Source organism: Streptomyces sp. NPDC051677 (assembly GCF_044453465.1).
Classification (GTDB): domain Bacteria; phylum Actinomycetota; class Actinomycetes; order Streptomycetales; family Streptomycetaceae; genus Streptomyces.
The window spans coordinates 44,048-62,260 of record NZ_JBITCT010000028.1; the positions used below are offsets into that span (position 1 = coordinate 44,048).

General features: G+C 72.7%; 16 protein-coding genes. 15 read left to right on the top strand and 1 reads right to left on the bottom strand.

The annotated features are described in order from the left end of the window. Nucleotides 1–187 precede the first annotated feature (187 nt). Nucleotides 188–724, top strand: coding sequence for an RNA polymerase sigma factor (locus ACIBAF_RS29110; protein WP_399466931.1), 537 nt, complete (start codon nt 188–190; stop codon nt 722–724). Here ACIBAF_RS29110 and ACIBAF_RS29115 read toward each other — a convergent pair. Beyond that, complete coding sequence (locus tag ACIBAF_RS29115; protein WP_399466932.1) at nt 677–1,204, bottom strand: hypothetical protein; 528 nt, start codon at nt 1,202–1,204, stop codon at nt 677–679. The two genes, ACIBAF_RS29110 and ACIBAF_RS29115, sit on opposite strands and share 48 nt — an antisense overlap. Nucleotides 1,205–1,516: 312 nt before the next feature. Here ACIBAF_RS29115 and ACIBAF_RS29120 point away from each other — a divergent pair, with 312 nt between their 5' ends. The 14 genes from ACIBAF_RS29120 to ACIBAF_RS29185 all read left to right on the top strand — a co-directional run bounded on the left by ACIBAF_RS29120 (nt 1,517) and on the right by ACIBAF_RS29185 (nt 18,159). Further along, the gene (locus ACIBAF_RS29120; RefSeq protein WP_399466934.1) at nt 1,517–2,095 is read left to right on the top strand and encodes a 4'-phosphopantetheinyl transferase superfamily protein; all 579 of its coding nucleotides are present in this window, start codon (nt 1,517–1,519) and stop codon (nt 2,093–2,095) included. Between the two features lie 298 nt (nt 2,096–2,393). Further along, nucleotides 2,394–3,650, top strand: coding sequence for a 3-deoxy-7-phosphoheptulonate synthase (locus ACIBAF_RS29125; RefSeq protein WP_399466936.1), 1,257 nt, complete (start codon nt 2,394–2,396; stop codon nt 3,648–3,650). Between the two features lie 102 nt (nt 3,651–3,752). Beyond that, nucleotides 3,753–4,655 (top strand): alpha/beta fold hydrolase, encoded by a 903-nt coding sequence (locus ACIBAF_RS29130; RefSeq protein ID WP_399466938.1) that lies wholly within the window; start codon nt 3,753–3,755, stop codon nt 4,653–4,655. A 257-nt stretch (nt 4,656–4,912) separates the two neighbouring features. Beyond that, entirely contained in the window at nt 4,913–6,511 is a 1,599-nt protein-coding gene (locus tag ACIBAF_RS29135) for a class I adenylate-forming enzyme family protein (protein ID WP_399466940.1), read from the top strand. A gap of 5 nt (nt 6,512–6,516) precedes the next feature. Next, nucleotides 6,517–8,211 carry an AMP-binding protein gene (locus ACIBAF_RS29140; protein WP_399466941.1) on the top strand — a complete coding sequence of 565 codons (1,695 nt, stop codon included), beginning with the start codon at nt 6,517–6,519 and terminating at the stop codon, nt 8,209–8,211. Beyond that, the gene (locus tag ACIBAF_RS29145; protein WP_399466943.1) at nt 8,208–8,483 is read left to right on the top strand and encodes an acyl carrier protein; all 276 of its coding nucleotides are present in this window, start codon (nt 8,208–8,210) and stop codon (nt 8,481–8,483) included. The genes ACIBAF_RS29140 and ACIBAF_RS29145 overlap by 4 nt, the downstream gene beginning before the upstream one ends. 2 nt (nt 8,484–8,485) lie before the next feature. Further along, on the top strand, nt 8,486–9,529 hold the full coding sequence (locus ACIBAF_RS29150) for a hypothetical protein (RefSeq protein ID WP_399466945.1): 1,044 nt from the start codon (nt 8,486–8,488) through the stop codon (nt 9,527–9,529). Continuing rightward, a complete protein-coding gene (locus ACIBAF_RS29155) occupies nt 9,526–9,762 on the top strand; it encodes an acyl carrier protein (protein WP_399466947.1) in 237 nt (78 codons plus the stop codon). The genes ACIBAF_RS29150 and ACIBAF_RS29155 overlap by 4 nt, the downstream gene beginning before the upstream one ends. A gap of 1 nt (nt 9,763) precedes the next feature. Next, nucleotides 9,764–11,281 (top strand): class I adenylate-forming enzyme family protein, encoded by a 1,518-nt coding sequence (locus ACIBAF_RS29160; protein WP_399466949.1) that lies wholly within the window; start codon nt 9,764–9,766, stop codon nt 11,279–11,281. Next, nucleotides 11,278–12,432 carry a ferritin-like domain-containing protein gene (locus ACIBAF_RS29165; protein ID WP_399466951.1) on the top strand — a complete coding sequence of 385 codons (1,155 nt, stop codon included), beginning with the start codon at nt 11,278–11,280 and terminating at the stop codon, nt 12,430–12,432. Before ACIBAF_RS29160 ends, ACIBAF_RS29165 begins: the two co-directional genes overlap by 4 nt. Before the next feature lie 294 nt (nt 12,433–12,726). Next, nucleotides 12,727–13,221, top strand: coding sequence for a PaaI family thioesterase (locus ACIBAF_RS29170; protein ID WP_399466952.1), 495 nt, complete (start codon nt 12,727–12,729; stop codon nt 13,219–13,221). Then, nucleotides 13,214–14,356, top strand: coding sequence for an acyl-CoA dehydrogenase family protein (locus ACIBAF_RS29175; protein WP_399466954.1), 1,143 nt, complete (start codon nt 13,214–13,216; stop codon nt 14,354–14,356). Before ACIBAF_RS29170 ends, ACIBAF_RS29175 begins: the two co-directional genes overlap by 8 nt. Nucleotides 14,357–14,394: 38 nt before the next feature. Beyond that, nucleotides 14,395–16,485, top strand: coding sequence for an FAD/NAD(P)-binding protein (locus tag ACIBAF_RS29180; RefSeq protein WP_399466956.1), 2,091 nt, complete (start codon nt 14,395–14,397; stop codon nt 16,483–16,485). Nucleotides 16,486–16,602: 117 nt separating this feature from the next. Then, the gene (locus tag ACIBAF_RS29185; protein ID WP_399466957.1) at nt 16,603–18,159 is read left to right on the top strand and encodes a lyase family protein; all 1,557 of its coding nucleotides are present in this window, start codon (nt 16,603–16,605) and stop codon (nt 18,157–18,159) included. Nucleotides 18,160–18,213 lie beyond the last annotated feature (54 nt).

Sequence of the window (18,213 nt, forward strand, 5' to 3'; positions counted from 1 at the left end):
TCTTCACATCCTGCTAGGGTTGTGCGGGCGTGTATCGAGATGAATTCGCCATCGACGGGGGTCGATTAATCGTGGAGCAAAGGTCTCCTCGCGATTTCATAACTCGCGAGTTCCGTAAGAAAGCTGCTCTTCCGCCCATTACCGCTGTTCTCCCCGTGCGTCCTGGTAAGAGGGCGATGGGGGCGCTGTGACCGAAGCGGGCGGGTCGTACGCGACGGACCGGGACCCGGAGGTCCTGGCCCGGCTGGTGGAGGGTGCGCAGCACGGCGACGTGCTGGCGATGGACGAGCTGCTCGGCGTACTCGAACCGTATGTGGGCCGCATCTGCGGACCGGTCGCGCTGCAGGACGGGCCGGACGCGGCGCAGGAAGCGCTCATCGCCGTCTTCTGCAGCATCCGGCAGCTCAAGTCCCCGGCGGCACTGTTCGGTTGGGTGCGGGTGATCGCGGTGCGCGAGGCGGTGAAGTTCGCCAAGCGCAGGCAGGGTCAGCACACCGTGCCGGTGGAATGGGAGGAAAAACCCGTCCCCGAGGACGTACTGCTGGCCTCCGACATCGCTGACGCCATGGGGCGTCTCGCGCCGGAGCACCGCGCCGTTCTGACGTTACGTCATGTCGAGGGGCTGAGTGAGCAGGAGGTCGCGCAGGCGCTCGAGATACCTGTCGGCACGGTCAGATCACGACTGTTCCGGGCCCGGAAGTCCTTCCGGACCGCCTGGGACTGACCGGTCCGCCAAGCGCTGCTCAAGCCGGTCGAGGAGCCGGGCCGACCGCCGCTCGGCTCCGGGACCGCGCAGCCGGCCGACCAACTCGCCCCCGGGGAAGCGCGGGCTGCTGAAGAAGGCGAACGCGCACCCGTTCTCGTCCGGTGCGGCGGCCATTCCGCTGACCAGGATCCGGCTCTGCATCAGGCACCACCCAGGGCGCAGCACCACCTCGAAGCGCTCCCGGTGCCCGAGGGCGCTGACCGCCTCGCCCTCGAGACGCTCGCCCTCGGAGGCGATGACGGTGAAGGAGCGCAACCCGGGGATGATGTACGGCAGTTCGTGCTCCAGATCGGACGCCACGGACCACAGCTCGGCGAACGGGACGTCGAAGTGGCGCTCGGCGTAGGTGGGGTGCTTGGTGGTCGAGGCGAGCACCCGCAGCCGCCGCAGCGGATCGAGATCGGCCGTCGGCCAGCCACTGTGTGCGGCACCCGTCATGGTTCGCTCTCCCTCTGTGTCGTATGCGAGAGATTCGCACCATCGTACTGAGCGGTCAAGTCCAGGCAAAAACATGGAGTGTACGCGGCCGCTGCCGCCTCTTACTTCACGAGGCTTCCCAAGACTTCGCTGAATTACGACTCGGCCCGAAAGTTTCGGCCCGAAGAGTTGCGACGTCATACGCGGGGACGACGTCATATCCGGGGATGGGGAAAGAACATCGTGTATTCGAGTGGGACGCTCCATGTGCTGCCGCGCGCCCTCACACAGATCGGGCCGAGGACACCGGGGCTCGGTTTCGCATCGGCCTCCGTGCACGAAGGGCCGCCCGTGGCGGTCGCCGAGGAGGAGCGCCGACTGGCCGACGGAATGCCACAGCGACGCCGGGCCGACTTCCTCGTCGGCCGCAGCGCCCTGCACCGCGCGGTGCGCGCCGCGGGTCTGAGGGCGGGCGCCGTGCTGCACGACGGGCCGCGGCCCCGGCTGCCCGAGGGCGTCTCGGCGTCCCTCAGCCACTCCGAGGGCGTCGCCGTCGCCGTGGCCGGGCCGTCGGACCGCTTCCCCCTCCTCGGCGTCGACCTGGAACTGGCCGGACTGCCCCTGGAGGCGAGCCATCTGGTGCTCAGCGCCCGAGAGGAGGGGCTGCTCGGCGGCGGAGCCGAGGCGCGGCGCCGACTGTGCGCCATGTACTCCGCCAAGGAGGCCGCCTTCAAGGCGCTCAGTCCTGTGCTGGGCGCCGAACTGCCGGGCCTGCGCGCCCTGAGCCTCCAGGCGCACGCCGACGGCTACCTCGTCGGTTCCCTGCCGGGTGCGCCCCGAGTGCGGGTGAGCGTACGACGCCTCCGGCGCGGCGTCCTGTGCTGGGCGCACGCCGCGGACCGACCTTTCTGACCCCGCCCGACCACCCCCGTCCCTCCGGTCCCTCACCTTCCCTCTCGGTCCGCCGTCCCTCCCCGTCCCTCTCGGTCCGCCGTCCCTCTCGGTCCGCCGTCCCTCCCCGTCCCTCCGGTTCCTCACCGTCCCTCTCGGTCCGCCGTCCCTCCCGGTCCCTCCCCGTCCCCCGGTCCGCTCGCCCCCCGGTCCCCTCGCCCCCCGTCCCCCCGGTCCCCTCGTCCCCCCCATCCCGCCCGTCCCGCCCGTACCCCCCGTCCTGCCCGTACCCCGCCGTACAGATGGAGGCTGATCCCTCATGTTGCCCGTCTCCCTGCTCGCGCCCGTCGCGCCGCCGGACTGGACGCCCTCGGACTGGCGTCGCCGGGTTGCCGCCCAACAGCCCGACTGGCCCGATCTCGCGGCGCTGCGCCGGGTCCGGGCGCGGCTGGCGGGCACGGCGCCGCTCGTCCGCCCCCACGAGATCCTCGATCTGCGCAGGGCGCTGTCCGCGGCCGCGCACGGGGAGGCGTTCGTGGTCCAACTCGGCGACTGCGCCGAGACGTTCGACACGCCGACGTTCGCCGGGATCGCGGCCAGGGCCGGGCTGCTGCACACCACCGCCCGGACCGTCTCGCAGGCCCTGGGGCATCCCGTGATCCCGATCGGCCGGATCGCGGGTCAGTACGCCAAGCCCCGCTCCTCGCCCACCGAGCAGGTCGGGGACCTCGTCCTGCCCTCGTTCCGCGGCCACCTCGTGAACGATCCCGCGCCCACCCCGGCGGCCCGTGTGCCGGACGCGATGCGGCTGCTCGAAGGGCAGGCCCACGCCCGCGACGTCCTCGCGCTGCTGCGTGAACTCGCCCAGTCCGGGATGCCGTTGCCGGGCCCGGGGACGTCCGCCGGCGCCCCGGCCGTGTGGACCAGCCATGAAGCCCTGCTGCTCGACTACGAGGAACCCCTCGTGCGCCGCGACCCGGTGAGCGGCGTGGTGTGTCTGACCTCGACCCACCTGCCCTGGATCGGCGCGCGCACCTGCGAACCCGACGGTGCGCACGTGCGGTTCCTGTCCGGTGTGGCCAATCCGGTGGGCCTGAAGGTCGGGCCCGGCACGGATCCGGCGCGGCTGGCCCGGCTGTGCGCACGGCTCGACCCGGACCGGCAGCCGGGGCGGCTGGTGCTGATCTCGCGGATGGGCGCGGCTCGGGTGCGCGCCGCGCTGCCGCCCCTCGTCGAGCGGGTGGCGGCCCTGGGACATCCGGTGGTGTGGGTCTGCGACCCCGTGCACGGCAACACGTACACCAGCGGCAGCGGGCACAAGACCCGGCACGTGGACACGGTGGGCGCCGAGATCAGTGGGTTCTTCGCGGCGGTCCGTGCGGCGGGCGGCTCACCCGGCGGCATCCATCTGGAGGCCGCCCCGGAGGATGTCACCGAGTGCGTGGGCGGCGTCGCCGGCGTCACGGAGCAGGACCTGCCGTTGCGGTACGAGACAGCCTGCGACCCACGGCTCAACGCGTCCCAGACGGCCGAACTGGCCGCCCTCACCGCGCGGTTGTGCGCGGATCGGCCATGACGGCCCCCGTTCGCGCAGACCACGGTGAATCCCTGGGAACGTTTTGACGATCGTCTTCCTCCTGACAGAACGACCAACAAGCCGGACCGATCAGGAGTCGCCGTGGAACCCGACGTGGAACCCGTGGAGAACCGTCCCCCGCCGCTGCCCGAACTGGCGGGCGTCCAACACCGCTTCGTCGAGGTCAGGGGGGTGCGGCTGCATGTCGCGGAGGCCGGCAGCGGGGAGCCCGTGGTGCTGCTGCACGGCTTCCCGCAGCACTGGTACGGCTGGCGGCGGCTGATCCCCCTGCTGGCGGGGGAGTACCGGCTGATCTGCGTGGACCAGCGGGGCTTCGGCTGGTCCGACGCCCCGGCCAAGGGCTACGACACCGACAGCCGGGTGAGCGATGTGCTCGCCCTCATGGACGCGCTCGGCCTGGACCGGGTCCGCCTCGTCGGACACGACTGGGGCGCCTGGACCGGCTTCCAGCTGTGTCTGCGCGCGCCCGAGCGGTTCACGCACTACCTGGCGCTGAACATGCTGCATCCCTGGCCTCTGCACCGCCGTCTGATGCCGCAGGCCTGGCGCTTCTGGTACACGGCGCTGCTCGAACAGCCCCTGTTGGGGCGGTGGATGCTGCGCCGCAGGCCCGCGTTCACCCGCTACCTCATGCGCAAGGGGGTGGTGGACGGCCGGGTGTGGACGCCCGACGCGATGGACGAGTTCGTCCGCTCCAGCCGGGAACCGGACCGGGCGCGGGCGGGGGAGGCTCTGCACCGGGCCTTCGCGCTGCGCGACATCGCCCGCCTGGTCCTGGGCCACTACAAGAAACTCCGGCTCAGCACGCCGACGGTGATCCTGGCGGGGGAGCGGGACTTCATGCTGCCGCCGGCCGTCCTCACGGGGGCCGGCGGGCACGCGAGCGACCTGACGGTCGAGGTGCTGGCCGGGTGCGGGCACTACGTCCACGAGGAACGGCCCGACCTGGTGGCGAAGGCGGCGCGCGAGCTGTTCGGGCGGTGAGGTCACCCGGGCTCCCGCGCCGGCCTTGCGGCGCGGGAGCCCGTACCCGACGAACGGCCTTATATGAATCACACACTCCGGAATCGCCCCCGGAATCCCGGAATCCCGGAACGTCCCGCTCCGAAAAAATTCTCGAAACTCGGTGGAGTGTGCGAGCGGGGCGGCGACTCTTATCTGGTGTCGGCTGCTTCAGGCCAACTGGCGACGAGCACCCGTTGAACGTTTCCTCGTCATCGTTACGCACAGAGGGAATTTGTATGCCAGACGTATCCGCACTGAATCTCGACGCGATACCCCAGCCCACCGCATCCCTCGGAATCCTTCCGTCGGTCGCCGCGGAAAAACACCCCGAAACGCCGTTCCTCTCCGATACGCCCTGGCGTACGTACGACGGTGAGGTGCGCGACTTCGCGGGCTTCGCGCTGGCCATCGACGACTACGCTGACCGGATGTGGGCCGCGGGCATTCGCCACGGGGACGTCGTGGCCGTCGTACAGCGCAACCACATCGAGGTCGAGGCGGTGATGTGCGCGCTCGGGAAAATCGGCGCGCTGCCCGCGCTGCTTTCCTCCGCGATGGAAAGCGGCGAACTCCTCGAGTGTTTCGCACGGCTGGAAAATCCTTACCTCCTTGTCGACTCCTTCGGCCTGTCCCGGCTGGTGGAGCACCGGCACGCGCTTCGCCTGCTGACGCGAAACGTCCTGTGCCTCGAGGAGTCGGACGAGACGTGGACGGTGCCGATGCAGGAGCGGCTGCCGCACACCGTGAACCCGAGGGACGAGGACGAGTGGTTCGTCATCACCCACTCGTCGGGCACCACCGGCGCCCCGAAGATGGCCGCCCACTCGACCCGGTCCCTGTTCGGCATGGTCGCACCGATGATCATGATCTTCCGGGACCAGTACTCGTCGAACGACCTCAACGCCAAGCACCTCTCCTTCGTGCACGCCCGCACCTGCGCCGGCACGCTCGCCTCCCTGGAGACCGCGATGCCCGCCCTGGCCATCGCCGACCCGGATCCCGCCAACGTCAAGCGGCTGATGCTCCGGCACCGCCCGACCTCCCTGGAGACGCACCCGAACGTCTACATCCAGTGGGAGTCCCTCGCCACCGACCCCGACCGGCCCTTCCAGCACGTCGAGCGGTTCATCTCCACCTTCGACGCGATGCACCCGCGCACCGTGCGCGCCCTGCTGACCTCCTCCGAGCACCCCGGCGCCCACTACTTCCAGGCCTACGGCCAGACCGAGTCCGGGCCGATCTGCCTGCGCATCGTCACCCGCGAGGAGTCCGCCGACTACTCGCCGCGCAACGTCGGACACCCCGGCGGCGGCATGGAGATCCGCATCGTCGACGAGCACGGCGCGCCCCAGCCGGCCAACACGCCCGGTCTCATCGAGACCCGCTCGCCCGGCCGCATGCGCGGCTACGTCGGCGGCGGCCCGATGCCGGCCGACGACGCCTGGTGGCCCATGGGCGACATCGGACGACAGCTGGAGGACGGCTCCCTCGAACTCCTCGACCGCATCGTCGAGCACGTCGACGGCGTCGGCAGCCTCCTGGAGAAGGAGGACCACCTGCTGGAGGCCCTGCCCGAGCTCGTCGAACTGGTCCTGGTCAAGGACGAGGACGACGCCTCCGTCTTCGCCGTCGCCTGCCCCCGCCCCGGTGTCACCCCCGACCCGGCCCGCTTCGCGGCCGTCGCCGCCGAGGCCGGACTGCCCGACCTCCAGGTGCGCTTCTGGGAGTGGGAGGCCATGCCCGTCACCGGCTCGTACAAGGTCCGCAGGTCCGTCCTGCGCCGCAAGCTCGCCGGCCGGATCCAGCGCGCCGCCGCGTCTCCGAAGGAGCGCTGAGACCCGTGGCCCAGCTCTGGCACGAACTCTCCCGCGCCGTCCACGAGGACACCCGGCTGCACACCCCCACCCGCAGCGACGAACCGGTCTCCGGCGCCGCCCTGTTCGCCCGGGCCGAGCGCACCGCGGGCGCGATACTCGACGCCTGCGGCGGCGTCGCCCCGCGCAGAGTGGGCCTGCTCATGGCCAACGGCGAGCCCTGGGTGCGCGGCCTGCTCGCCCTGCTGCGGCTCGACGCGGCCGCCGTGCCGCTGGCGCTGCCGGTGGCCTTCGGCGGAGCCGACGCCTACGCCGCGCACCTCCGGAGGATCGCCGCCGACGCCGGCCTCGACGCCATGCTCGTCGACGGCAGCGTGGGCAGCCGTATCGTCGCCCGCGTCGCCGGGGCCGTACCGCTGCTGCCGTTCGTCGACGTCGCCGAACCCCCGGACCGGAAAGCGGAGTTGCCGCCCGTCGGGGCCGGCGGACGGGCCCCCGCGGTCATCCAGTACACCTCGGGCAGCACCTCGGCGCCCAAGGGCGTCGTCGTCACCCACGACAACGTGTCCGCGGGCCTCGACGCCATCGACGCCGGCACCCGCTGGAGCGGCGCGGACCGGCTCGGTCAGTGGCTGCCGCTCTTCCACGACATGGGCCTGTTCACCCTGCTCGCCTCCCTCCGGCAGGGCACCACCACCACCCTGTGGCAGCCCGGCGACTTCGTGCGGCGCCCCATGCAGTGGCTCACCGAGTTCGCGGCCTCCCGCTCGACGATCCTGCCCGCCCCGAACTTCTTCTACGACTACCTGGTCGGCGCCGCCGCCAAGGGCGTCCCCGCCGAACTGGACCTGTCAGCCTGGCGCTACGCGGGCAACGGCTCGGAGCCCGTGCGCCGCAGCAGCCTCGAGGCGTTCCAGCGGACCTTCGAGCCCTACGGTCTGCGGCCCCAGGTCGTCCAGCCCAACTACGGCCTCGCCGAAGCCACGCTGATCGTCACCTCCGGCGTGCCGCAGTCGCCCTACCGCAGTCTGCTGCTCGACCGCTCCGACCTGTCCGTCGGCAGCCGGGTCACCGAGGCGGAGCACGCCGGACCCACCACCCGCACCGTCGTCTCCTGCGGCCCGCCCGTCGAGGGCGTCGACGTCAGGATCGGCGACGCGGCCGGCGCCCCGCAGCCGGCCGGCGTCGTGGGGGAGGTGCAGATCGGGGGCGCCCCCGTCACCGGCGGCTACCTCGGACTGCCCGCCCACGAACAGCCCTTCACCCCCGACGGGATGCTGCGCACCGGCGACATCGGCTTCCTGCACGACGGCGAGCTCTACGTCATGGGCCGGCTCAAGGCCATGATCGTCGTGCGCGGCCAGAACTACTACGCGGAGGACGTCGAGGAGATCGTCAAATCCACGCCCGGAGTCGACCGCAGGCACTGCGCGGCCTTCGCCTGGGACACGGACGGAGAGGAACGCATGGTCGTGATCTGGGAAACCAAACTCGACGCGGACGCGGCCGCCGCCGTGGGCGAGGCGATCCGCACCCGTCTGGCACAGCACCTCGGCCTGGGCGCCGTGGAGACGGTCGCCGTCTCCCCGCAGAGCCTGCCGTTCACCAGCTCCGGCAAGGTCAAGCGCTCCGGCGCCGCCGACCTCTACCGGGAGCAGACCGCCGCCACGTCTGCCGCACCCACCGCATCCGCATCCGCATCGGAAGGACAGCACCAGTGAGCGACGACAAGACCATGGACGACGCCAAGACCCTGGACATCGTCGTACGGGCCCTCGCCGCGCAAGGCTCCGTCGCGCCCACCGGCATCGACGTCGACAAGCCCCTGTCGGCCGTGCCCGGCATCGAGTCCGTGAAGGCGCTGCGGGCGATCACCGAGATCGAGGACGAGTGCGACGTCGTCATCCCGGACGACTTCCTCTTCGAGACCGCGACCGTGCGGGAACTCGCCGCGTTCGTGGCCGGTCTGGCACGGGAGGGCAGCTCCCTGTGACGGTGGAGACAGCAGCCGCCGGCGCCCTGCTCGCGGCACTCGACCGGTTCACCGTCGTCCCGATCGACGTCGGGCGCTACGACACCGACACCGAGACCGCGGCGCAGGCGCTGAGGGCCAGCTCCGCGCAGGTGGCCCGCCTGGCAGACACCGGTCTGCCGCACGTGGTGGACCGCGAGCGCGGGCCGCTCTTCGACTACGACGACCTGATGAACGTCGGCATGTTCTGCGGCACCGGCCAGACCGTCCCGGAACTCGGCCTGCGTTTCCTGATGCGCTTCGCCGTCTCCCCGCCGGCCAGCTGGTACGCGCCGCGCGAGTGGGAGATCGGTGTGCACCCCTCCACGACGGCCGGCGGGCGGCGCGAGGGCACCGACGACGTGGGCGGACCGCGGATCACGGTCCGGGTGCCCGACCTGAGCGCCCCCGGCGTGGAGCTCCTCGACGGACCCGGACCCGCACCCGGGCATGGATCCGGATCCGGTGACGACTTCACCGCGCCGCTGCGCCACTCCGGCTACGAGGCCGCCGTCCGGCTGACCGGCGCCGAGAACACGGTGCGCGACCCGCGGATCCACGAGGTGTGGAACGACGTCGTCGACGCTCTCGCCTCGCGCCGTGTCACCTACCAGACCGTGCCCGAGCCGCTGCGCGCCGACCACCGCCGCGCCTGGGACCTGGGCGTCGCCGACTGCGTCGTCGCCTCGCGGCTGCTCGCCGACCGGCTGCGCGCCGCGGGCCTGGAGGCGACCGCACGGCGCGGCTACCTGCTGGGCCTGTTCGGCAGCGACCACGCCTGGTGCGACGTCGTCGAGGACGGCGTGCACAAGTCCCTCGACCCGGTCTTCGCGTTCGTCGCCACCGTCGGCGACGAACGCGGCGTGGCCAAGGCGCCGGACTTCGCCGCCGCCTGCTTCGGCAGCCGCTTCAACCGCCTGTTGCCGTGCCGCACGGACAGCGCCGAACCCCTCGTGTACTTCGACGGCGAGCCCGCCCCCTACTGGGCCATGGTCGGCGTCGGCGCCCGGCCGAGGAGGAGCTCATGAACAGCGACGACCTGGCCGTACGCACCCTGGTGAGGCAGAGCCTGGAGCACCCGGCGCTGCTGGACCGCGTCGGCGACGAGGACGACTTCGCCGCCGCCGGCATCAGCTCGGGCGAGCTCATCCGGCTCGCGCTCAGCCTGGAGGAGCGCCTCGGCAGGGCCCTGGGCGACGAGGAGCTGCTCGCTCTGACCTCCGTACGCGCCGTCGCGCAGCTGCTCGCGGAGGTGAACTGACATGTGGCTCAACCACGTTGTGCGTCGCGGGCTCGACCGGAACCCGGACGCCCTCGCCCTGCGGGACGCGCACCGCGACGTCACCTGGCGCGCGCTGCACCGCGACGTCCGCGCCCTCGCGGCCCGGCTGCGGCACGACACCCTGCCCGGCAGCCGCATCCTCGTCCTGAGCGGCAACCGGGTCGAGGTACTGGAGACGTATCTCGCCTGCGCCGCCGCCGGACTGGTCGCGGTCCCGGTCAACCCGGCGCTCACCGACCCCGAACTCGGCGCGATCATGGAGTCGGTGGAGCCGTCCGCCGCCGTCGCGGAGGCCGGATGCCTGGCGCGGCTGGGCGACCTCTACCCGGGACTGCCGTGCACCGACATCGCCGAACTGGCCGAACTGCCGGACGCGGGCGCGGAGATCACCGACTCCGACGCCGCCGGCATGACCGACCCGGTCCTCATCCTGCACACGTCCGCGACGACCGGCCGCGCCAAGGGAGTCGTGGTCGACCAGCGCTCCCTGCAGATCAACGCGCTGTCCTGGCTCGCCGACGTACGCCCCACCGCGGACACCGCGTTCCTCAACGCGGGGCCGCTGTTCCACGGCAGCGTCGTCATCGCGCTCGACCACCTCGCCGCGGGCGGCACCGTCTGCGTCCTCGACCGCTTCACCCCGCAGGGCTGCCTCGCGGCCCTGGAACGCTGGGAGATCGAGCACGCCTTCCTCGTCCCGTCCATGGTCCGCCTCCTGCTGGAGACCAGGAGCCTGGCCGACACCGACCTCGGCCGGCTGCGGCTGCTGCTGCACGGCGCCGCGCCCATGCCGGCGGAGCTCGCCGCGCGGGCCCGGCGGGAACTCGGCGTCGAGCTGCAGACGATCTTCGGGATCACCGAGGGCGGCGGCCCCGTCCTCACCCTGCGCCCCGGCGCCCCCCAAGGACGGCCCCCGGTCCCCGGAGCGGTCTGCGTCGGCGTGCCGATGCTCGGCGCGGGGCTCAGGATCGTCGACGGGGAGGGGCAGGTCGTACCGGCCGGTGTCATCGGCGAGATCCAGGTCAGCGGCGACGGGCTGATGCAGACGTACTGGAAGAACCCGGAGGCCGCCGCCGACGTGCTGCGCGACGGCTGGCTCGGCACCCGTGACCTGGGCTGCCTCGACGAGGAGGGCCGGGTCTGGGTCGTCGACCGGCGCAACGACCTCATCCTGCGCGGCGGCCAGAACGTCTACCCGGCCGAGATCGAGCACGTCCTGCGGCAGTCCCCGCACGTCGTGGACGTCGTCGTCGTACCGCTGGAGTCGCAGCTGTGGGGGCAGACCCCGGTGGCGTTCGTCCAGCCGGTGTCCCCGGAGGCGTTCGACGAGGCCGAGCTGCTCCTGCTCTGCGTCGGAGCACTCGCCCCCTACAAGAGGCCCAGCCACTTCGTGTCCGTGGAGCGCGTGCCGCGCAACCCCGCGGGCAAGGCGCTGCGCACCCAACTGCGCGAGACGGCCCGTCAGTTGCTCGAATCCGGCAGGGAGCAGACCGCATGAGCGCCGAGAACGTGAGCGCCGGACGGACGGGCGCCGCCGACTACACGCGCCCGGAGATCCTCACCGCGCTGGCCGGCGAGTGGGCCGTCCCGGTGCACGGCAGGGCCGTCATCCAGTGGGACTACGACCAGCGCAACGACAAGATGGTCCGGCTGTACAAGCAGGGCAAGCAGCGGCAGTGGGACATGGACGAGCGGCTCGACTGGGACCACGAGGTCGATCCCGACGACCCGCTCGGGCTGCCCGACGACTTCATCTCCATCGCCGGCTCCAAGCTCTGGGACCGGCTGCCGGAGAGCGAGCGGCGCATCGTGCGCCGGCACAGCAGCGGCTGGCTGTACTCGCAGTTCCTGCACTCCGAGCAGGCCGCGCTGATCGCCGTCGGCAAGATCCTGCTCACCGTCGAGGACCTGGACTCCAAGCTGTACGCGGCCACCCAGCTGATGGACGAGGCGCGCCACGTGGAGGGCTTCAACCGCTTCCTGCACACCAAGATCGGCATGCGGTACGGCCTTTCCCCGTCCATCGCCGCGATGTTCGAGCACGCGATGCGCGAGCCGAGGTGGGACTTCGGTGTGCTGGCCGCCCACATCCTCGTCGAGAACATGGGCCTGGCGACGTTCGGCGTGCACCGGGAACGGCTGAAGGACCCTCTCGCGAAGGCGTTCAGCGCGTACGTCGCCCGGGACGAGGCCCGCCACGTCGCCTTCGGCCGGCTGCTGCTGCGGAACTACTACCCGCAGCTGTCCGAGGCGGAGTTGACCGAGCGCGAGGACTTCGTCGTCGAGGGGTGCTGGGCGCTGCGCGACCGGTACGTCGACGACGACATCTGGCAGACCCTCGGCTACGGCGAGGAGGCGATCAAGGCGTCCCGGCGCTCGCCCGCCAAGCGGGAGTTCCGCCGCCTGGTCTTCATGCGGATCGTGCCGGGCCTCAAGGAGATCGGCATGTTCGGACCGAGGGTCCAGGAGGCCCTGGCCAAGATGGGCGTCCTGGGCTTCCAGGAGGTCGACGAGGCCGCCCTGCGCGAACTCGACGACCAGGCGGCCGTAGACGCCCTGACCCGCCACGAGATGGAACTCCGCAGACGCGACATCCAGTCGGTCGTCGACCTGGGCGGAACTCCTCTGGACGGTCCCCAGGCCTCCTGAACCGGCACACCCCCGCGGCCGCCCCCCGAGCGCGCCCCGGGCCCCTGTGCGGGGTGTTCTCGGTTCTTTGAATCGGGGGCGCCGCCGAGGAGCGGAGCCGTTGCCGTGTCGGAGTACGTCCCCCGGCTCCAGACGCGGCGACGGGTCCGTCCCGTCGGAGTGTCCTGCGCACGACGTCAGGGCGCGCCGGTCGGTGTGTCCCGGCCCACAAGGCCGGGGCACACCGACGGGACCCGACCTGCTCCCACCGCACCCGCCCCGCCACCCGCACCTCACCGAAGCACGGAGAAGCAGATGCTGGACACCACACCGGCCGCCGCCCCCCGGCTGCGCGGGCTCGCCCCGGTCGGGGCGGTCACGCGCGGGCGTCGGATGCTGGACGGTCTCGCGGACGGCACGGATCCGGGGCCGGCGGCCGCCCGTACGCTCGCGCTGCCGCCCCTGACCTCCTGGCTGCCGGGCCTGGTCACCTGCGAGACGGAGTTCGACGAGGCTGTCACCCTCACCCCCGGGGTCGTCTTCGGCGGCTGGATCGCCTGTCTCGTCGACCACTTCGCGGGCCTGGTGATGCTCTCTGCGCTGCCGGACGGAACCGGCTTCCTCACGGCCGGTCTGGGCGTCGAGTACCACGCCCCGCTGGTGCCGGGCCCCGGCACCGTCGAGACCGAGCTGGTCCGCTGCTCGACCCGGCGGGCCGTCGCCGAGGTCCGCTTCACGCAGGGAGGCCGCCGGGTCTGCACCGGCACCGTCGAGCAGATCATCCACCGCACGGGAGAGCGCGATGCGTGACAGCGAACTGACCCAGGAACACCGGGACTTCCAGGTCATGGTGCGGGAGTTCGTGGAGCGGGAGATCGTCCCGCACCACGATGCCTGGGAGCGCGCGGGCCTCGTCGACCGTCAGGTCTGGCGCACCGCGGGCAAGCACGGCCTGCTCGGCATCGACGTGCCCGAGCAGTACGGCGGCGGAGGCGTCCGCGACTTCCGCTACCAGGTCCTCATCAGCGAGGAGATCATGCGGGTCGGCGCCACCGGCATCGGCTTCGCCCTGCACAACGACGTCGTCGCCCCCTACCTGCTCGACCTCGCCACCGAGGAGCAGCGACAGCGCTGGCTGCCCGGCTTCTGCTCGGGCGAGACCGTCACCGCCATCGCGATGACCGAGCCCGAGGCCGGCAGCGACCTCCAGGCGATCCGCACCACCGCCCGCCGCGACGCCGACGCCTACGTCCTCAACGGGGCCAAGACCTTCATCACCAACGGCGTCCACGCCGACCTGGTGATCGTGGTGGCCAGAACCGAACAGGGCCGTGGCGCAAGGGGGTTGAGCCTGCTCGTCGTCGAGCGTGGCATGCCCGGCTTCACCCGCGGCCGCAAGCTGGAGAAGATCGGCATGGCCGCCCAGGACACCGCCGAGCTGTTCTTCGACGACGTACGGGTACCGGCCGCCAACCTGCTCGGCCGCCCGGGCCGCGCCTTCCTCCACCTCGCCGACAACCTGCCGCAGGAACGCCTCAGCATCGCCGCGTACGCGGTCGCCGCCGCCGAGACCGCCTTCGCGCAGACGTTGGAGTACTGCCGCGGCCGCACCGCGTTCGGGCGGCCCATCGGCGCCTTCCAGCACAGCCGCTTCGAACTGGCGGAGATGGCGACGGAGTTGGACGTGGCCCGCACCTACGTCGACCGGGCGGTCGCCGAGCACAACGCCGGCCACCTCGACGCCGTGGGCGCGGCCAAGGCCAAGTGGTGGGCGACCGACGTCCAGCGCCGGGTCCTCGACCGCTGCCTCCAACTGCACGGCGGCTACGGCTTCATGCGCGAGACGCCCGTGGCCAGGGCCTTCGTGGACAACCGGGTGCACGCCATCTACGGCGGGACCAACGAGGTCATGAAGGAGATCATCGGCCGCGACCTCGGCGTGTAGGCCGCGGAAAACCCCTCACCGGAAAGCGGAGACGTGACGTGAGCGATCGACAGCTCGGGGTCTGCATCATCGGCGCCGGCCCGCGCGGCCTCAGCGTGCTGGAACGGCTGTGCGCCAACGCCCGCACGCACGCCCCCGGCACGGCCGTCGTGGTGCACGTCGTGGACCAGGGCCGACCCGGCCCCGGCCGGGTCTGGCGCACCGACCAGTCGCATCACCTGCTGATGAACACGGTCGCCTCACAGGTCACGTTGTTCACGGACCCGACGGTGGAGATGACGGGCGAGGTCGCGCCGGGCCCGAGCCTGTACGACTGGGCGCGGCTGCTGACGTCCGCGGACCGTCCGCGCCGAACGGCGGCCCACAACCGGGCCCCGGACCGGACCCCCGGCCAGGGCGTCGACCACGTCGTCGACCACGTCGTCGACCAAGTCCTGGGAGAGGCCGTGGAGTTGACGCCCGACTCCTACCCCACCCGCGCCTTCTACGGCCACTACCTGGAGTGGGTCTTCCGGCACGTCGTGCGCGGGGCGCCGCCCGAGGTCCGGATCGTCGTCCACCCGATGCGCGCCGTCCGGTTGCAGGACGGGCCCGGCGGACGGCAGAGCGTCACCCTGGCCAACGGAACCCGGATCGGCGGCCTGGACGCGGTCGTCCTCGCCCAGGGACACCTCCCGCTGCGTGCCGACGAGGCCGAGGACCGGCTCGCGGGCTTCGCCGCCCGGCACGGTCTGGCCTACGTACGCCCCGCGAACCCGGCCGACCTCGACCTGACGTCCGTACACCCCGGCGCGCCCGTGCTGCTGCGCGGACTCGGGCTCAACTTCTTCGACCACATGGCGCTGTTCACTCTCGGTCGCGGCGGCGCCTTCACGCGGGACACGGACACCGGACACCTCGTCTACCGGCCCTCGGGCCGCGAACCGGAGCTGTACGCCGGCTCCCGGCGCGGCGTCCCCTACCACTCCCGTGGCCGCAACCAGAAGGGCGCCCACGGCCGCCACCACCCCCTGCTGCTGACCCCCGCGAAACTGGCCGAGCTGCGCCGCGCGGCGGACCACGAGGGCCTCGACTTCGCCCGCGACCTGTGGCCGTTGATCGCCAAGGAGGTCGAGACGGTCTACTACGCGGCGCTGCTCACCCGGGGCGGACGCGCCCGTGACGCAGGCGACTTCACCGCACGCACGCTCGGCGCGCCCTGGCATTCGGCCCAGGAGAGCGCCCTGCTCGAGGAGTTCGGCATCCCGGCCCGGGACCACTGGGACTGGCAGCGCGTCGCGCGTCCGCACGGCGACCGCCGCTTCCCGACCGCCGGCGCCTACCGGACCTGGCTGCTGCGCACGCTCCGCCAGGACCTGGCCGACTCGGCGGCGGGCAACGTGGACGGCCCGCTGAAGGCGGCCCTCGACGTGCTGCGCGACCTGCGCAACGAGATCCGCCTCGTGGTCGACCACGGCGGACTCGCCGGCCGCTCCCACCGCGACGACCTGGAGCGCTGGTACACCCCGCTCAACGCCTTCCTCTCCATCGGACCGCCCCCGCAGCGCATCGAGGAGATGGTCGCCCTCGTCGAAGCGGGCGTGCTGCACCTCGTGGGCCCGGGCATGACGGTGCGCCCCGACGAGCGGGCCGGGGTCTTCGTCGCCGAGTCGACCGCGGTGCCGGGGCACCGGGTGACGGCGACCACCCTGGTCGAGGCGCGGCTGCCCGAGCCCGACCTGCGGCGCACCGCCGACCCGCTGCTGCGCCACCTGCTGGCGACCGGCCAGTGCCGTCCCTACGTGATCCGCGACGCCGAGCACGGCGACTACGAGACGGGCGGCCTCGCCGTCACCGACCGCCCCTACCGTGTGGTCGCCGCGGACGGGACGGCCCACCCCCGACGCTTCGCCTACGGGGTTCCCACCGAGTCGGTCCACTGGGTGACCGCGGCCGGCATCCGGCCGGGCGTGAACTCGGTGACCCTCGGCGACGCCGACGCCATCGCCCTCGCCCTGCTGGGTCTCGCGGCGCCCGACGCGACACCCCGCACGGCGGCCCGCCCCACACCGGCCGCACGACCGGAACCGGCGACGACAGCGCCATCGGCGCCGGCCCCGGACGCCCGCGCCGTGGCGTCGACCCGCTGAGCCCGGCCTCCGTACGACCCGCCTCCGTACGACCCGCCTCCGTACGACCCGCCTCCGTACGACCCGCCTCCGTACGACCCGCCCACAGATGAGCCCGTTCCAGAGAGGGAAGACCACGTGACCGTTGCTCACCCGGCCGTCGAGCCGGGCGTTCGCCTGATCGCCGGAGCCCCCCTGGAGGACGCGGGGCTGTTCTCGCCCGTCCGGGCGGGAACTCCGGCCGAGGCCGCGACCTCCGACGCCGCCTGTCTGCAGGCCATGCTCGACGCGGAGGCCGCCCTGGCCCGGGCCCAGGCCCGGCTCGGCACGGTGCCCGCGTCGGCGGCCGCCGTCATCACGGCTGCCGCGCGGGCGGAGCGCTTCGACCTCAGGGAGGTGGCGCTGCGCGCCCGCGCGGCGGCCAACCCCGTCGTCGCCCTGGTGCGGATGCTCGCCGAGGCCGTCGCCCGCGAGGACCCCGAGGCCGCCCACTACGTCCACCAGGGCTCCACCAGCCAGGACGTCCTGGACACCGCCCTGATGCTGGTCGCCGCGCGCACCGTCGACCTCGTCCTGGCCGACCTGGACCGGGTCGCGGCGGCCCTGGCCCGGCTCGCGCGGACCCACCGCGACACCCCGATGGCCGCGCGGACGCTGGGCCAGCACGCCGTGCCCACCACCTTCGGGCTCAAGGCGGCGGGCTGGCTCCAGGCCGTCCTGGACGCACAGGACCGGCTCGACCGGATCTGCGACACCGGCCTGCCGGTCCAACTCGGCGGCGCGGCGGGGACCTTGGCCGGATATGTGGAATACGCGCGCCTGTACGGCCCGTCGGCCAAGGCGGACGCGGGGGCGGCGGCCGGGGCGACGGCGGGGACGTACGCGGCCGCGGACGCTGACGCGGACTCGGACTCGGACGCGGCGAGGAACGCGGCCGAGCTCTGCGCCGTCCGTCTCCCGGTCGCCTTCGCCCGCGAGCTGGGTCTCACCAGCGCCGAGGTCCCCTGGCACACCGTCCGGACCCCGATCGCCGACCTCGCCGCCGCGCTGTCCCTCACCGCGGCCGGCCTGGGCACCTTCGCGGCCGACGTTCAGCTCCTCGCCCGTACCGAGTGCGCGGAGGTCACCGAACCGGCCGCCGAGGGGCGGGGCATGTCGTCGGCCATGCCGCACAAACGCAATCCGGCGCTCGCCGCCCTGATCTGCTCGGCCGCCTACCAGGTGCCGGGCCTCGTCGCGGGGCTCGCGCAGGCGGCCGTAGTCGACGACGAACGTCCCGCCGGCGCCTGGCACGCGGAGTGGGAGCCGCTGCGCGCCTGCCTGAGGCTGGTGGGCGGCGCCGCGCACACGGCCGCCGAACTCGCCGAGGGGCTGCTCGTCCACCCCGACCGGATGCGCGCCAACCTCGGCCTCACCGGCGGCCTCGTGGTGTCGGAGCGGCTCGCCGCCCTCCTGTCGCCCGCACTCGGCAGGAGCGCCGCCAAGACCCTGGTCGCCCGGGCGTCCGCGCGCGCTGCCACCGAGGGCCGCCACCTCGCGGACGTTCTCGCCGACGCTCCCGAACTCGTCGGCCGCCACGACGCGGGCGAGCTGCGGACCTGGTGCGATCCGGCGCACTACACCGGCGCCGCGGGCCTCGCGGTCGACCTGACCGTAGCCCGCCACCGCGCCTCCCGCCGCTGCCGCGCGGCCTGACGCCCCCCAAGGCCTGACGAGGCCCTCAGGACCGACGCGGCCTCCCAGGACGTA

Bases quoted from the DNA above. Each gene is read 5' to 3' on its own strand.
- ACIBAF_RS29155 (WP_399466947.1), top strand. From the start codon at position 9,526: ATGAACAGCGACGACCTGGCCGTACGCACCCTGGTGAGGCAGAGCCTG.
- ACIBAF_RS29175 (WP_399466954.1), top strand. From the start codon at position 13,214: ATGCGTGACAGCGAACTGACCCAGGAACACCGGGACTTCCAGGTCATG.
- ACIBAF_RS29160 (WP_399466949.1), top strand. From the start codon at position 9,764: ATGTGGCTCAACCACGTTGTGCGTCGCGGGCTCGACCGGAACCCGGAC.
- ACIBAF_RS29135 (WP_399466940.1), top strand. From the start codon at position 4,913: ATGCCAGACGTATCCGCACTGAATCTCGACGCGATACCCCAGCCCACC.
- ACIBAF_RS29165 (WP_399466951.1), top strand. From the start codon at position 11,278: ATGAGCGCCGAGAACGTGAGCGCCGGACGGACGGGCGCCGCCGACTAC.
- ACIBAF_RS29115 (WP_399466932.1), bottom strand. From the start codon at position 1,204: ATGACGGGTGCCGCACACAGTGGCTGGCCGACGGCCGATCTCGATCCG.
- ACIBAF_RS29170 (WP_399466952.1), top strand. From the start codon at position 12,727: ATGCTGGACACCACACCGGCCGCCGCCCCCCGGCTGCGCGGGCTCGCC.
- ACIBAF_RS29125 (WP_399466936.1), top strand. From the start codon at position 2,394: ATGTTGCCCGTCTCCCTGCTCGCGCCCGTCGCGCCGCCGGACTGGACG.